The organism is Paenibacillus artemisiicola (assembly GCF_017652985.1).
Classification (GTDB): domain Bacteria; phylum Bacillota; class Bacilli; order Paenibacillales; family Paenibacillaceae; genus Paenibacillus_Z; species Paenibacillus_Z artemisiicola.
Genome location: NZ_JAGGDJ010000024.1, coordinates 23664 through 39619, shown reverse-complemented (window position 1 = coordinate 39619; position 15956 = coordinate 23664). Strand labels below are relative to the sequence as shown.

Sequence of the window (15956 nt, the reverse complement as noted above, 5' to 3'; positions counted from 1 at the left end):
CCCCTATGAATTGATTGGGTATCACGACAGTATTCGACAGTTGTGGAAAAAATCCTGCCGGACGCCGCCAAGGCTCGCGGGAATTCCCTATGGTTTACCATAAGATTCTACCACAAGATCGGGCGCGGAGCACGCCGATTGCCGTTTTGGCCGCTTCGAGGCGCATGGCCGGGCGGCCGGCGGGAACCGCGCGGGAGGGAATCGGCGGCGGCCGGCGAAAGGGTAAGAAACGCCGAACGGGACGTCGCGGCGGCGATGGCGCCGCGACGTCCCGGCCGGCTTGCGCCGGCCCGCCGGTTTCGCGCCCAAGCGCGCGGCCGGTGCGGGGCTCAGGCGCGAGGCCTTACGGGGTTCGGAAAGGAAGGAGAATCGGGAGATGGACATTAGAAGACTGACGGTCGAGGACGCGGCGAGCTTTTGGCGTTTGCGGCTCGAAGCGCTGCGGCGGTATCCGCTGGCTTTCGGCTCGGCTTACGAGGAAGCGAAGGACACGCCGTTCGCGGACGTGCAGGCGCGGTTCTCCGCGGATCCGGGCCAATTCATCCTGGGCGCGTTCACGGAAGCGGGCGAGCTCGCGGGAATCGTCGGGTTTCGCCGGGAAGCTTCGCGGAAGATGCGCCATAAAGGCATGATCTGGGGCATGTACGTCGATCCGGCGGCACAGGGACGCGGCGTCGGCCGCGGGCTGATGGCGGAGCTGCTCCGCCGCGCCGGCGAACTGCCCGGACTGGAGCTGGCGCAGCTGGCCGTGGTGGATACGAACGCGCCCGCGAAGCGGCTGTACGAGTCGCTGGGCTTCGCCGCGTACGGGCTGGAGCGGAACGCGCTGAAGCTGGACGACGGGACGTACGCGCACGAAGTGCTGATGGCGTATGCTTTCGGCGGCTGAGAACAAGGGGGACGTTCGATGCTTGCGGAACGCTATGCGAATGAAGACCTGGGGAAGCTGCTGCTCCCGAAGGACCGGTACAAGCCGTTTCCCGCGATCGGGGACCGCGAGTCGTGGGAGGCGCTGCCGGAGACGCTGAAGTCCTTTTGGCTCCGCAAAGGCGAGCGCCGGCTCGAAGAAGGCTGGGCACCGCTGCCGGCCGCGGCGTACATGGCCTACGGCCGGACGGGAGACCGCGAACGCTACGACCGGGCTTCCTGGGAGCGGAGGCATGCGCTGGCCGAGCTCGTCGTCGCGGAATGCATCGAGAACCGGGGCCGCTTCGCCGACGAAATCGTCAATGGCATCTGGTCCATCTGCGAAGAGACGTTCTGGGGCATTCCCGCGCACGGCTACATGATGAAGCGGCAGGAGCTGCTCCCGGACGTATCGGATCCCGTGATCGAGCTCTTCGCGGCCGAGACGGCGGCGCTGCTCGCCTGGACGCTGTACCTGCTGAGGCCCGTGCTAGACGAAACGAGCCGGATGATCGGCGAGCGCATCGAGCTGGAGGTTGGCAAGCGGATCCTGGATCCGTACTTGGAGCGGGACGATTTTTGGTGGATGGGTTTTCACGGGGAACGGATGCTGAACAATTGGAACCCGTGGTGCCATTCCAACTGCCTGGCGGCCGTCCTGCTGCTGGAAGCGGACCCCGCGCGGCGGGAAACGGCGGTCGCCAAGGCGCTGCGGAGCTTGGACCGCTACCTCGAACGGCTGCATCCCGACGGCGGCTGCGAGGAAGGGCCGAAATATTGGCTGTACGCGGCGGGGGCGTTGTTCGATTGCCTGGAATTGCTGCACGGCGCCTCGGAGGGGGCGATCGACGGCTGCGAAGAGCCGCTGATCCGGCGCATGGGCGCCTTCCTGTACAAGGTCTTCATCGACGAGGCGTATTACGTCAACGCCGCGGACAGTCCGCCCCGGGTGGCGATTCCCGCGGAGCTGGTCTACCGCTACGGGCGGCGGACCGGGGACGCCCGGCTTGCCGAATTGGGCGCGAGAGCGCAGTGGATGCGGGGGGCGGAGGCGACCCGGCCGGAGTTCGCGAACCTGTTCCGCCTCCTGCCGGCGATTCTGCATTACGCGGAGGTCGAGCGGTATTCGGGCGATTCGCCTTACGTCCGGGACGCTTGGCTGGACGGCATTCAATGGATGGCGGCGCGGGAACGGGAAGGATCCTCCGCAGGGCTCTATCTGGCCGCCAAGGGCGGACATAACGACGAAAGCCACAACCATAACGATATCGGGCACTTCATCGTCTATTGCGACGGCTCGCCGATGCTCGTGGATCCCGGCGTCTTGACGTATACGTCCAAATCGTTTTTCGCCGAGCGGTATGACCAATGGGCCGTGCGGTCCGCCTACCACAACGTGCCGCTGGCGAACGGCGTTCAGCAGATGAACGGCAGGCCGTATCGGGCCGGCGACGTCCGTTGCGAGCGGGATGACGAGGCGGCTTCGCTCGCGATGGAGCTTGCGGGCGCCTACCCGGACGCGGCCGGGATCGTCGGCTGGCGGCGGACGTGCACGCTTGTCCGCGGCGGGTCGCCGTACGTGGAAATCCGGGACGCGTATCGTCTGCGGCAGCCGTCGGCCGGCGTCGCGCTTCATCTGATGACGCCTCGCCTTCCCCGCGGCGAGGGCGGCGGAAGCTTCGTGCTGGAGGACGAGCGCGGGAACCGGATCCGGATCGCGTATGACGGAGACCGGTATGCCGGCGAAGCGGAGCGCGTGCCGCTGGAGGACCCCGTGATGCGGGAGGCGTGGGGCGAGCAGCTGTACCGGATTCGGTTGACGCTGCGGGCGCCCGCCGAAACCGGCGAAAGCGTCATCCGTATCAGCCGCTGCTAGAAGTCGCTGCCGTAACGCAGAACGGCACCCCCGGCTCGTCTGAGCATGGGGGTGTCTTATCGTAAAGCCGAAACATGCCGCCCGAACGCGCCGCGCGAACGAGACCTTCCTCGCCGAGGAGGGTCTCTTCGTCTTGCGCCGATGTGCCTTCGTCGTCGTGCGCTTCTATCGTCTGCCGTCGTCAATTGCCGTCGACGCGTCCCTCTCCGGCGTTCGCCATTATCAGGCATTGCCGTCGTTCGCCGTCTTCAATCGCCGTCGACGCGTCCCTGTCCGGCGTTCGCCATTGTCGGCATTGCCGTCGTTCGCCGTGCCTTACAACACCCGCGACAGCTTCCGGTACGCCCGCGGCGACACGCCTTCGAGCTTGCGGAAAACGCGGCTGAAATAATGCAGGTCCGCGTAGCCGACGAGCTCCCCGATCCGCTCGGCCGTCAGGTCGGATTCCCGCAGCAGCCGGCGCGCTTCGCGGTGGCGGGCGGCGCGCACGAACTCGCCCGGCGCCTGGCCGGCGACGCCCTTGAACAGCTTGGCCATATGGTCCTCGTTCATCGCGAGCCGTTCCGCGAGCAGCGGATTGCTCCACCGCTCGGCCGGTCGGCGTTCGATCTCGGCCATCAGCTCCCGGATGCGCGCGACGTGGATCGTCGCGCCGGACAGGGGCTCGGCGTACTGCAGCCGGAGCAGCTGCGACAGCACGCCGAGCATGAGCGACTTGCAGGCCAGCTCGTAGCCGAGCGGCCGGGCCGAGAACTCCTCGACGATCGCCTCCATGAGCGCGACGCAGGCCGGCGGCGGCGTCAAGACCGCGAACGCCGACAGCGGCGCGAACGGCTCCGCGTGCGCCTCCCGGCAAAATTTCGCCGCGTCCGCCGTCTCCTCGTTCACCACCAAGTCCGCGTCGGAGAGGACCGCCAGCTCGTCGAAGAAATCGAAGTGAATGCCGAGCAGCCGCGTGTTCGGGGCGACGACCGCGTTCCGGTGCCGGATGCCCGCGGGCAGGAACACCAGCTGGCCCGTCCGGACGGCGTGGCGCCGGCCGTTCATCTCGGTCGCGGCTTCGCCTTCGTACACGTACAGCAGCTCATAGTCGTACAAGCGCCGCCACTCCAGCGCGGCCGGCTGCAGCACCTGGTATTTCGCGTAATGAATGCTCGGGCTCCACTCGCGGAACGCAGCCGTCCGGCGCAGCGGGTAGAGCGGTTCTTCCGTCATCGCGAGCCTGGCCCCTTTCTTGAAAAGCCTTGAAAAAAACGAACCGGAATCGTCCAACTAATGCCTCTATCGTCCAAATTCATTATACGTTCCGCTCGCTATAATGAAAATACGCATGACGGAATGATGCAAAACGGCAAGCAAGCCGAAGGAGGAGCCACGGTGAAAAAAGGGATCAACAAATGGTCGTTCCCGGGCGGGACGCCGATCGCGGATTGTCTCGGCATCGCCAAGCGGGCGGGCTACGACGGCATCGAGCTGACGCTCGACGAGTCGGGCGAGCTCGGGCTGCGGGCGACGGAGAAGGACGCGCGCGCCATCGCGGCGCAGGCGGAAGCGGCCGGCGTGGAAATTTGCGGCCTGGCCACGGGACTGTATTGGAGCAACAGCATGACGAGCGAATCGGAAGCCGTCCGCGCCCGGGCGATGGACATTTGCCGCAAACAGCTGGAGCTGGCCGCCGCGTTCGGCGTGGACACGATACTCGTCGTGCCGGGCGCCGTCGGCGTGGCATTCATCCCGGACTTCGAGGTCGTCGACTACGAATACGCGTACGACCGCGCGCTGGACGCGATCTCGCGGCTGGCGGACGACGCGCGCGCCGCCGGCGTCAACATCGGCCTCGAGAACGTCTGGAACAAGTTTCTGCTCTCGCCGCTCGAGCTGCGGGGCTTCATCGACGCGGTCAATTCGCCGTACGTCGGGGCGTATTTCGACGTGGGGAACGTGCTGGCGACGGGGTACCCGGAGCAGTGGGTCCGCATCCTCGGCAAGCGCATCAAGAAGGTGCACGTGAAGGACTACCGGCTGGAGGCGGGCGGGCTGCACGGCTTCGTCGACCTGCTGGCGGGGGACGTCGATTTCCCGGCCGTCATGAACGCGCTCGAGGCCGTCGGCTACGACGGCTACCTCATCGCCGAGATGGGGACGTACAAGCACGATCCGTATCAAATGGTCTACAACGCGTCGCTGGCGATGGACCGCATTTTGGAAGGGAGACGAGGCTAAGATGACGAACGCGAACGACAACCGGACGCTCAGGGTCGGCCTGATCGGCATCGGCTCGATGGGCGGCGTCCACCTGGACGTGTACGAACGGCTGGCGCGGGAGGGCTATCCCGTCGAGCTGACGGCGATCTGCGACCTGAAGATCGCGGAGCTGAAGAACGACCGGCTGGCGGCGTACGCGCTGTACGATTCGGTCGAGGCGATGCTGCGGGACGAAACGCTGGACATCGTCGACATCACGGTGCCGACGCCGTTCCACGCGGAGCTGGCCTGCTCGCTGCTGGAGCAGGGCTATCACGTGCTCTGCGAGAAGCCGATGGCCCGCACGTCGGAGCAGGCGCTCCGGATGGCGGAGGCGGCGGCCGCTTCCGGCCGGACGCTGATGATCGGGCAGTGCCTGCGCTTCTGGCCGGCCTATGAATATTTGAAAGCCTGCGTCGCGGACGGACGCTACGGCAACGTGAGAGCCGGCTACTTCTTCCGCGGGTCGGGCTATCCGCTGCCGTGGTACTTGAACGGCGAAAACAGCGGCGGCTGCCTGCTCGACATGCACGTCCACGACACGGACATCGTCAATTGGCTGTTCGGCCTGCCGGCGAAGGTATCGACGTCGGGCCGGGTCGTCGCGCCGAAGGGCGGGTACGACGTCGTCTCGACGAACTACTATTATCCGGAGGGCATGGTGCTGAACGCGCAGGCGGACTGGACGCTGGAAGGCGACATCAAGTTCGCGATGACGTACCGGGTGAACCTGGAGGGCGCGAGCATCGTGTTCGCGGAGGGCGAAGTGTCCGTGCATCCCGTCGGCGAGCCCGGCTTCAAGGCGGAGCTGCCGCAGGACGCGGGCTACTACCGCGAGATTCGCTACTTCCTGGACGCCGTGGCGTCCGGGCAGCCGGTCGCCGTCTGTCCGCCGGAAGCGACGCTGGACACGATGGCGATCATCGAAGCGGAGCAGCGCTCGGCGGAGCTCGGCGGCGAGCTCGTGGCGCCGCGGACGCGGACCGTCAACGCGGCGAACTGACGCGCGGCGCGGATCGGGGCGCCATCTGGTCAGGGCAGGCCGATCGGCTGGCGGGCAGGTCTTGCCGGCAGATGCCGGCGAGGCGGCCGGCTGTCGAAGCCGGTCCGCCGTGCTCGGCGCAACGTCATGCAGCACCCGGTCCTGCTCCGAGATTGGGCGAAGAACCGGCCGAGGCACGTTACGTGCCCGGCCGGTTCTTTTTTATGAAGATTATGTCGTGCTTTAAGACTGGCAAGAAAATATGGCGCGTCCGACGAAGCCGTCGCGCGGTACGACGCAGCCATGGCGGATATCGCCGCGAAGCCGAACCATTCGTCCGGACCGCTCTGTCTATGGAGAGCCGCTCGGCAAAGACCGGGCACGGTCGTCATCGGTTACGACCGGAGCGTCTACGACCGTCAGATCGCGAGCCTGCCCCGCGTCAGACAGGGTCATCGTCGGCCGCAAGCAGTTGACGGCGGCAGGGGAATAAGGGCGGCATCGCTTCCAGGAGTGCGGCCGGTCCTTGCGTTGTAACGGAAAAGCCTCGACGAGATCGGCGGACGGCCGGCGCGTCGGGGCTTTTTGTCTGCGCTTCTGGCGGGGGTCGTCTGTCGTCGATGCGGCGGCATTCTCCAAGCCTGCTTCCCTCTTCGCGAAGCCGCCTTTGCGTCCCCGGTCTTGGTAAATCTATGAAAATAGGCATTGCGGACTAGTGTCGCTGGAACTATACTAGGGAAACGGAGAATTTTGCTGAATTTTGTCAGAACGTGAAAGTTTTGTTTTGACGGTTTTCCGCGGACTCGGTTTACAGAAAAGGGGAGAATGGAATTGCGTTTACGAAGGACGAAGAAGACGCTTCGCGGCGTGAGCATGCTCGTCGCCGCGTCCATGCTGTTCGGCGCGCTGCCGGTTGCGGCCGGCGCGGCCGGGGCGGCCGGGGCGGGGCAAGGCGCGGGGGCGCAAGCGTTCGCGGATATGCCGAGCGATTGGTCGACGTCCGCGCTGCAGCATGCGGTCGCGAACGGACTGCTGCGGGGAGCGGACGGCAAGATCAATCCCAATGCCCAACTGACGCGGGCGGAAATGGCCTCGATCGTCGTGCGGATGTTCGGCGCTTCCGTGAAGGGGGATCTTGCCGCGTTTGAGGACGTGGCGCCGGGGGCTTGGTACGCGCCGGACATGGCGATCGCCTATCATATGGGCGCCGTCGGCGGTTCGAACGGCCAAATGCGGCCGAAGGATGCCGTCACGCGCGAAGAAGCGTTCACGATTCTCGCCCGCGTATTCAAGCTGCAGCCGGCGGAGGCCTCGAACGTCGCGTTCGCGGACGCGGGCGAGCTGTCCGCTTGGGCCAAAGGGAGCGTCCATGCGATCGCGAACGCCGGTTACGTTCACGGGGCAGACGGTAAATTAAACCCGAAGGGGCGCATGACGCGGGCGGAGTTCGCGCAGACGCTCGATAACATGATTAAGCAATACGTCCGTTCGGCAGGCGTCGTCACGGAGGTTGCGCAGGGGAACGTCCTGATCAACGCGCCGGGCGTCATGCTGGATAACGTCACGGTGAACGGCGATCTGATTCTCGGCGACGGGGTCGGCAACGGCGAGATCACGCTGCATAACGTGAACGTCACGGGCAGGATGGTCGTTCGCGGAGGCGGGGAGAATTCCGTCATCATTAAAGGGAATTCATCCGTATCGCGGGTCATCGTGTCCCGAATCGACGGCGTCGTCAGCGTGAAGGTGCAGGACGATGCGAGGGTCGAAGTCGTCTACGTGGACGACGGCTCCGACGACGTGAACGTGCAGGGGACCGTCGGCAGCATCGCGGTCGCGGCGCCCGAAGTCACGGTGACCGCTCGGAAAGCGACCATGAAGGAAGTGAGCATCAGCGGCGAGCATTCGAGAGTCATCGTCGACGAAGACTCGAGCGCGGATACGGTGACCGTGAACGCGGAAGCCGCAGGCGCCCGGGTGGACGTCGCGGGAACGGTCGGCGCGGTCGCGACCGCGGCCGAAGGCACGGAGGTTGCCGGCGCGGGCAAGGTTGCGAAGGTCGAGGTTAAGTCCGGCGGCGCGAATGCCAAAATCACGACGCCGGGAACGAGCATTTCGGTCGCGGCCGGCGTGACCGGCGTGACCGGAGGCGGCGGAGCCGCGATTGCCGGCGGTACGAGCGCCGTCAACAACGGCGCGGGCTCGGATCTGGTGCGTCCGTCGTCGCCGGTGACGAGCACGCCGGACCGTACGCCGCCGGTAATCGCGCTGAAAGGCGAAGCGACTGTCCATGTCGCATACGGCAGCGACTATGCGGATGCGGGCGTTACGGTGACGGACAATCAGGATTCGGCTTTGAGCGCGACGGTCACGTACACGAAGAACGGCGAGCCGGTCTCTTCCATCGACACGACGTCGGCCGGAACGTATGTCGTACACTACAACGTTCGCGATACCGCCGGCAATCCGGCCGCGGAAGCGACGCGCGAGGTCGTCGTCGACCAGGCGGCTCCGCCGGTCATCTCGAACGTCGGCATCGCTTCAAACAACGAAAGCCCGGGCGTCGCGGCTATCGGCGATACGATCACGCTGACCTTTACGGCGGACGTTCCGGTTACGAAGCTCGACAATTTTAAAATCAACGGCAGCAACCCGGATACGTTTACGAATGTCGGAAGCGTCTATACGGCAACGCATTTGGTTGACGACGGCGACCCTGTCACGGGCGAGCCGGCAACCTTCCAAATTAACGTGAAGAACGCCCAGGGCATTTATTCGTTGACGGTCGAAGCCACGACGGACGGCAGCGCGGTGACGATCGTCCGGAAGCCGGCGGTCGCGAGCGTCAGCCCGGCGGCCGGTCCGGCAGCGGGCGGTACGAGCGTGACGCTCGCGGGCACCGGGTTCACGGACGCGACGGACGTTACATTCGGAGACGCGCCGGCTGCCTCGTTCACGGTTGATTCGGATACGCAAATCACCGCAGTCGCGCCGGCAGGCACGGCGGGAGCGGCGGACGTCACGGTTACGAAGGTCGGCGGCACGGGAACCAAGACCGGCGGCTTTACGTACGTAGCGGCTCCGGCGATTGCCGGCATTAGCCCGGCGGTTGGCCCCGAAGCGGGCGGCACGAGCGTGACGATCACGGGCATCGGTTTCACGGGCGCAACGGCCGTTGCGTTCGGCGGCGAGCCGGTTACGGGGTATACGATCGTATCGGATACGCAAATCACGGCAACCGTTCCGGCAGGAACGGCAGGCGCGGCGAATGTTGCGGTCACGACGATCGGCGGCACGGGAACCAAGGTCGGAGGTTTTACGTACGTAGCGGCTCCGGCTACGGTCAGCGTCAGCCCGTCTGCCGGTCCGGCAGCGGGCGGCACGAGCGTGACGATTACGGGCACCGGGTTTACGGGCGCGACGGCCGTTAACTTTGGCGGAGAGGCGGCTGCCTCGTTCGAAGTGGACTCGAATACGCAAATCACGGCTGTCGCTCCGGCAGGAACGGCAGGCGCGGTAGATGTGACGGTTACGACGATCGGCGGTACGGCGACGGCGGCCGCAGGGTATACGTATGTGGCTGCGCCGACGATTGCGAGCGTCAGCCCATCGGCCGGTCCGACAGTAGGCGGAACGATCGTGACGATTGCGGGCACCGGGTTTACGGGCGCAACGGCCGTCACGTTTGGCGGCACAGCTGCGACCGGGTTCACCCTTGTATCGAATACGCAAATCGTGGCTACCGCCCCGGCAGGCTCGGCAGGTTCGGCAAACGTCGCGGTTACGACGATCGGCGGTACAGGGACCAAGGCCGCGGGTTACACGTACGTGGCGGCGCCGACGATTGCGAGCGTCAGCCCTTCGGCCGGTCCGACAGCGGGCGGCACGAGCGTGACGATTACGGGCACCGGGTTCACGGGCGCGACGGCCGTCACGTTTGGCGGCATGCCGGCCATATCGTTCGCCGTGTTTTCGGATACGATGATCGTGGCGACTTCGCCGGCAGCGGCTCCGGGTTCGGCGAATCTCGCGGTCACGACGTCCGGCGGCACGGGAACCAAGGCGGGCGGCTTTACGTATGTCGGGGTCCCGTCGATTACAAGCATCAGTCCGGCAGCCGGACCGGATAGCGGCGGCAATATCGTAACCATCTCCGGAAGCGGCTTTACGGGCGCGACGGCCGTTACGTTCGACGGCATGCCAGGCTCGATTACGGGAATCGTGACGGACACGCAGCTTACAGTCATCGTACCATCTTCTTGGTTTACCGGTTCGGCGGACGTTACGGTAACCTCGTTTGGCGGATCGACAACGGCGACTGCCGGATATACGTTTGTTGCGACGCCGGTCGTCAATGCTATTAGTCCGGCTTATGGTTCGGTTGCGGGAGGCACTCTCGTAACGATCGCGGGTAACGGCCTTACGGACGCGGCATCGGTTACCTTCGGCGGCGAAGCGGCTGTATCGTTCACGGTCATCTCGGATACGCAAATCTCGGCCACCGTACCGGCTGGCATGGAGGGCGCGGTAGATGTAGTGGTCACGACGGCGGGCGGCATGGGAACCGTAATCGGAGGCTTTACGTACGTCGCCGCCCCAACGGTAACGAGCATTAGCAAACCTATCGGTCCGGACAGCGGCGGCAATACCGTGACCATCACGGGAAGCGGGTTGTATTGGACGACCGGCGTTACGTTCGGCGGCGTATCGGTTTACGACTACACGCCTATCTCGCCCACGCAGCTCAATGTCATTGTACCGGCAGGCATGGCAGGCGCTCCGGTTGACGTAACGGTTACGACTTACGGCGGTTCGGGGACGTTAACCGGTTCGTATACGTACGCGGCGATGCCTAATATCATTCAAATTAGCCCGACGGCCGGCCCGGTTACTGGCGGTACGGCGGTAGTCATTACGGGCTCCGGCTTTGCACACACTACGGAGGTTTGGTTCGGAGGCGAGAAGGTTCCGTTTACAATCAATTCGGATACCCAGATTACGCTCGTAACGCCGGCTAGCGCTCCGGGATTCGTTGATGTCATCGTGATGGGAGAAGGCGGTTCATCCACCGTCTCCGATGCCTTCACGTATATAGCGGAACCTTAATGCTCAGCCAATGAATCCGCGATTATTAGCTATCGATTCTGTCCGCGATTGAAGCGCGGAAGCCCGAGCGTCCTAGACGCGCGGGCTTTTTTGCGTTTGGCCCACGGGTCGCGGATCGATTGTATACAACGCGTATATTTAGAATGGACAGCGCTTACTTGCCGTGCTATATTGCGAAGTGAAACGGTTTATGGCGGGGTTGAACCATTTTGAATGCGCGGAGGAGAAGCGAATGTCGACGAACGCGGCTTTGCCAAGATTGAAGGTGAGCGAGAACCGGCGTTATCTCGTGACGGAGGACGGCGCGCCGTTCTTCTGGCTCGGCGATACGGCGTGGGAGCTGTTCCACCGGTCCACGCGCGAGGAAGCGGACCATTATTTGCGCAATCGCGCGGAACGGGGCTATACGGTCATTCAAGCCGTCGGCCTCGCGGAATTCGGAGGCTTGACGAAGCCCAACGCGTACGGCAGGGTGCCGTTGCTCCGGTCGGCGAACGGCGCCTTCGATCCGTCGACGCCCGATACGGGCGCGGAGCCGGGCGGCTATTCGTATTGGGATCATGTCGATTACGTCGTGGACAAGGCGGCGGAGCTCGGCCTGTATATCGCGCTGCTGCCGACCTGGGGGGATAAGTACCATATCGCCTGGGGCGAGGGACCGGACATCTTCGCGCCGGACAACGCGCGGACCTACGGCCGGTGGCTCGGCGAGCGCTACCGCGAGCGGTCGAACGTGATTTGGGTGCTCGGCGGGGACCGGGCGCTGACGCAGCGGCGCCATTTCGAGATCGTGAACGCCATGGCCGAAGGGCTCGCGGAAGGCGACGGCAACCGCCATCTCCGGACGTTCCATCCGATGGGCGGACACTCTTCCTCCCATCACGTGCATGGCGAGCCGTGGCTCGACTTCAACATGATTCAATCCAGCCACGGCCTCGGCGAGCAAACCAACTACAAGCTCGTGGCGGCCGACTACGCGCGGACGCCGGTCAAGCCGATGCTCGAGGCGGAGCCCTGCTACGAGGACCATCCGCGGGGCTTTAACCCCGTTAACGGCTATTTCGACGAGGCGGACGTGCGCAAGGCCGCGTATTACGGGGTGCTGGCCGGCGGCTTCGGCATCACGTACGGGCACCATTGCGTCTGGTCGCTGAATACGGAGCCGACGAGCACGTTCATCATGACGTGGAAGCAGGCGATCCTGCGTCCCGGCGCGGCGCAGATGCGGCATGTGCGCACGCTTGCGGAGTCCCGCCCGATGCTGGAGCGGGTGCCGGACCAAAGCTTGCTCGCCGCCAACGAAGAAGGCGCCAATCATGCGGTCGCGGCGAGGGGCGAGCGGCACGCGTTCCTGTATTCCCCGAACGGTCTCGCGCTGCGCGCGGCAATGGGCCGGATCGCCGGCGAGGAAGTCGACGCCTCCTGGTTCGATCCGCGCACGGGCGAAACGACGGCGATCGGCCGGTTCCCGAACGCGGGCGAAGCGACGTTTCTGCCGCCGCAAGCGGGAAGGGGCAGCGATTGGGTGCTCGTGCTGGACGCCGTCTAGCGCGGACCTGTCCCGCGGTCAGTCGCGAAGCGGCAGGGAAGCATCCCGCTAATTTCCGGCCCTGCCAGGCAAGCGTGAAGAACGTTCCGAGGCCGGCGCCTCGGAATTTTTTTTGCGCGCGCGGGCCCGAAAGGCCGCGGGGCTTCGCCGGCGCGTGGTATAATTAGGCAAAAAAAGCGCCGGGGGAATCTATGCGAACATTACGATGGCGGCTTGTTCCGCTGCTAGGTCTGATGGTTGCCCAACTTATGCTCGCCGCCTGCAGCGGCGCGAACGAACCCGGCGCCGGGACGCCGGGCGACGGCGCGAAAACGCCGATCGATACGTCTGTCGGAACGGGAGATGCGGGCTCCGGCGATGCCGACGCCCGCTCGACTCCGCTCGGCGGCGCGGACGGTCCGGCGTCCGACCCGGCCGAAGGGAACGGCGCGGCCGGCGCCGCCTCGGCCGACGGGACGCTGACGATCACCGACATCGCCGGCTGGAATCATCCGGCCAAGGCGATCCTGCAGGATGCGCCGTTCTTCGTCACCAAGGTCGAGCTGACGCGGGACGCGGCTTACCCGGCCTTTTACGTCAGCTATCCCGGCGAGAAGGATCTGGCGGACCATGCTTCGCTATGGCGCCTGATGCGGGAGCTTGCCCATGCGAACGGGTATTGGGACTTCAAGCTCGTGAACGGGCAGGACGGCGTGACGGTCGAGGTCGTCTGCGACGCGGCCGCGAAGACGGTGACCGGGGTGAAGGTCAACGGCGTCGATTACCCCGAAGCCATGGCGGACGCGCCGCAGACCGGGCCGAAGGTGCCGCAGGCGTACCTCGACTTCATGGCGGAGCGCCACCCGCTGCAGGACGGGAGCGCGATCGGCTTCTTCGTGGAGACGGACCTGAACGGAGACGGCGAATCGGAAGCGGTGCTGGGCGTGAAGAACACCCGGGACGGAGACGGGTTGTATAGCGAAATCTACGTGCTGAAGCAGGGGGAACGCGGCGTCGCGCAGCTCGGAAGCAATCTGGCGGAAGGCACCGGCTACGGCGTCTACGAGATCGAGCTCGTGCGGCTGTCGGACCGGAAATCGCCCGTCGTGGAGACCAAGCTGACGAACGGCGTCTCGCTGGAAGGCTTCGAATTGATCGCCCTTCCGGGCAAAAAACCGATCCGGCTCGTGAGCAGCGCCTCCCCGACCGGCGTCGGCGAGGACGCGCTGATCGACGCGGACCAGAACGGCGATTACGACGGCTACGTACAGCACCGGACCAGCTACGACGTGCTGTTCTACGACGTGACGCGCACGTACTCCCTTCAGCGCGGCGCTTTCGTGCATACGGGCACGATCGTGGCGCTCCCGGACTACCCGGCGGATGCCGAGAGCGCCGTGACGCAGTATTTGTCCTTGCGGGCGCTGGCCGGTTTCGAAGACGCCCCCGAGGTGGACCGGCGGCTGGAGGCGTTGTGCCCGGCCTGCTCGAAGGCGCAGACGGAGCTCGTCGGCGGCGCTTGGCTGCAGGCATTCAGCGGCTCGGCCGCGCTCGCGGAGGACCCGTTCGACGTTCAGGTGCAGGGCGACGGCAAGACGGATGCCACCGCGAACGTGGCTTATGCCAAGGACGACCGGCGTACGTACCGGCTTGAATTCCATCTCGCGCGATCGGACGGCGCGTGGGTCATCGACGGGATCGAGCGGCCGGCCGCCAAGTAAGCGAAGGAACGGACGATTATGCTATAATGGCCCAGAGAAACCAAGCAAAGGCGGTCTTACGCATGTTAGTGAACATCGCATCGCGGCTGGACGAAGAAGCCATCCGGGAGCTGCTGGAATGGTCGGTGTTTCCCGATCCGGAGCATCTCCGGCGGGCGGTCGAGCTCTATAAGGACGGCTCCGGGCACACGCTGCTCGGTTACGAATCGGAGGGCGACGTCATCGGCCTCATCGGCTACCACCGGATCGACGGCGGCGCGGTCGAGATCGATCATATCGCGGTGACGCCCGAGGAGCGGTACAAGGGCTACGGCAGAGGGATGATCCTGGAGCTGCTGGAATTGGAAAAGCCGACGGCGCTCGTGGCCGAGACCGACGAGGACGCCGCCGACTTCTACCGGAGCAGCCGGTTCACGGTGGTGAGCCTCGGCGAGAAATACCCCGGTACGGAGCGGTTCCGCTGCACGTACGAAGCCGGCGAGACGGAAGAAGACGAAGACGATTAAGGCGCCGCGCCGATGCGGCGCCTTTTTGCATGCCGCAATCGTGCCGGGATTGCCGGGGATGCTTGCGGCCATTTACAATTACAGGTAGATTCTGCCGAATGGAGGCGAAGAGGTTGGCGCACCGAATCGTTCGAAGCGGCTGCTAGCCGGGCCGGGCTGAGACGCGTACCGGCCGCCAAGGGGGAACTCTGCCCTCCGGGCGGCATGCGATGACGAACGAGGCGGGGAGGGATGGCGCTTCTCGCCGAATAACGGGAGGAATGACACGATGACGAACAAGGACTACCGGTCCTTTTATGAACGGACGGGCGCGCGGAACGGCTGGAATTTCAGCGCCGTGCGGACGGTCGCGGAAGGCGAAGCATGGCAGTACGCGGAGGAGGTGCGCGCCCGGTGCGGGCCGGAGGACGCGCTGCTCGACATCGGCACGGGCGGCGGCGAAGCGCTGCTCGTGCTCGCGGATGCCGCGCGGGAGCTGGTCGGCATCGATCGGGCGGCCGGCATGATCGAGACGGCGAAGCGGAACGCGGAACGCAGCGGGCGGCGGAACGTCCGCTTCCTGCGGATGGACGCGGAGCGGTTGGCTTTTCCGGACGGCGGCTTCGACGTCGTCTGCTGCCGGCATGCGCCGTTCCACGCGGGCGAGGTCGCCAGGGTGCTGAAGCCGGGCGGCGTCTTCGTCACGCAGCAGGTCGGCGAAGGGGACAAACGCAACCTCGTCGCGGCGTTCGGCCGCGGCTGGCGGGAGGCGCCGCCCGGCACGCTGCTGCGGCGCTGCGTCAGCGAGCTTCGCGATGCCGGATTTGGCGACGTGCAGTCGTTCCGGTATGACGCGGCGGAGTACTACCGGTCGGCGGAGGATCTGATGTTTCTGCTGAAGCACGCGCCGATCATTCCGGAGTTCGGCGAGCGGGACGAGGACGTTGAAGTGCTGGCGCGCTTCGCCGAGGAGCATCGGACCGAGAAGGGCATCCGGACGAACGCGGAACGGATGCTGATCGTCGCGCGGAAATAACGCGCGCCCGTTCCGCGACACCCGGTGCTGCCAGACCTGCGCGTCGAATACGAAGCAAAAGGAGCCGCTTAT

The 15956-nt window shown here is 65.4% G+C and carries 10 protein-coding genes; 9 read left to right on the top strand and 1 reads right to left on the bottom strand.

The window, feature by feature from the left end; genetic code table 11:
* The first annotated feature begins 376 nt into the window (after nucleotides 1–376).
* Together I8J29_RS21945 and I8J29_RS21940 are read left to right on the top strand one after the other, a co-directional pair.
* Nucleotides 377–889 carry a GNAT family N-acetyltransferase gene (locus I8J29_RS21945; protein WP_208849625.1) on the top strand — a complete coding sequence of 171 codons (513 nt, stop codon included), beginning with the start codon at nucleotides 377–379 and terminating at the stop codon, nucleotides 887–889.
* A gap of 18 nt (nucleotides 890–907) precedes the next feature.
* Nucleotides 908–2782 carry a heparinase II/III domain-containing protein gene (locus I8J29_RS21940; protein ID WP_208849624.1) on the top strand — a complete coding sequence of 625 codons (1875 nt, stop codon included), beginning with the start codon at nucleotides 908–910 and terminating at the stop codon, nucleotides 2780–2782.
* A 315-nt stretch (nucleotides 2783–3097) separates the two neighbouring features.
* Here I8J29_RS21940 and I8J29_RS21935 read toward each other — a convergent pair whose 3' ends face one another.
* Entirely contained in the window at nucleotides 3098–3997 is a 900-nt protein-coding gene (locus I8J29_RS21935; protein WP_208849623.1) for a helix-turn-helix domain-containing protein, read from the bottom strand.
* Between the two features lie 162 nt (nucleotides 3998–4159).
* Between I8J29_RS21935 and I8J29_RS21930 the strand changes: the two genes are divergently transcribed.
* The 7 genes from I8J29_RS21930 to I8J29_RS21900 all read left to right on the top strand — a co-directional run bounded on the left by I8J29_RS21930 (nucleotide 4160) and on the right by I8J29_RS21900 (nucleotide 15884).
* Nucleotides 4160–5005: a sugar phosphate isomerase/epimerase family protein gene (locus I8J29_RS21930; protein WP_208849622.1), complete on the top strand. Its 846-nt coding sequence runs from the start codon at nucleotides 4160–4162 to the stop codon at nucleotides 5003–5005.
* Nucleotide 5006: 1 nt separating this feature from the next.
* Nucleotides 5007–6029, top strand: a complete 1023-nt coding sequence (locus tag I8J29_RS21925; protein ID WP_208849621.1) for a Gfo/Idh/MocA family protein — start codon at nucleotides 5007–5009, stop codon at nucleotides 6027–6029.
* A gap of 810 nt (nucleotides 6030–6839) precedes the next feature.
* Nucleotides 6840–11114, top strand: a complete 4275-nt coding sequence (locus I8J29_RS21920; RefSeq protein ID WP_208849620.1) for an IPT/TIG domain-containing protein — start codon at nucleotides 6840–6842, stop codon at nucleotides 11112–11114.
* A gap of 232 nt (nucleotides 11115–11346) precedes the next feature.
* Nucleotides 11347–12663: a glycoside hydrolase family 140 protein gene (locus tag I8J29_RS21915; protein ID WP_208849619.1), complete on the top strand. Its 1317-nt coding sequence runs from the start codon at nucleotides 11347–11349 to the stop codon at nucleotides 12661–12663.
* Nucleotides 12664–12854: 191 nt separating this feature from the next.
* Nucleotides 12855–14363 (top strand): hypothetical protein, encoded by a 1509-nt coding sequence (locus tag I8J29_RS21910; protein ID WP_208849618.1) that lies wholly within the window; start codon nucleotides 12855–12857, stop codon nucleotides 14361–14363.
* Nucleotides 14364–14425: 62 nt separating this feature from the next.
* Nucleotides 14426–14869 carry a GNAT family N-acetyltransferase gene (locus I8J29_RS21905; protein WP_208849617.1) on the top strand — a complete coding sequence of 148 codons (444 nt, stop codon included), beginning with the start codon at nucleotides 14426–14428 and terminating at the stop codon, nucleotides 14867–14869.
* 268 nt (nucleotides 14870–15137) lie between these two features.
* Complete coding sequence (locus I8J29_RS21900) at nucleotides 15138–15884, top strand: class I SAM-dependent methyltransferase (protein WP_208849616.1); 747 nt, start codon at nucleotides 15138–15140, stop codon at nucleotides 15882–15884.
* The last annotated feature ends 72 nt before the right edge of the window (nucleotides 15885–15956 follow it).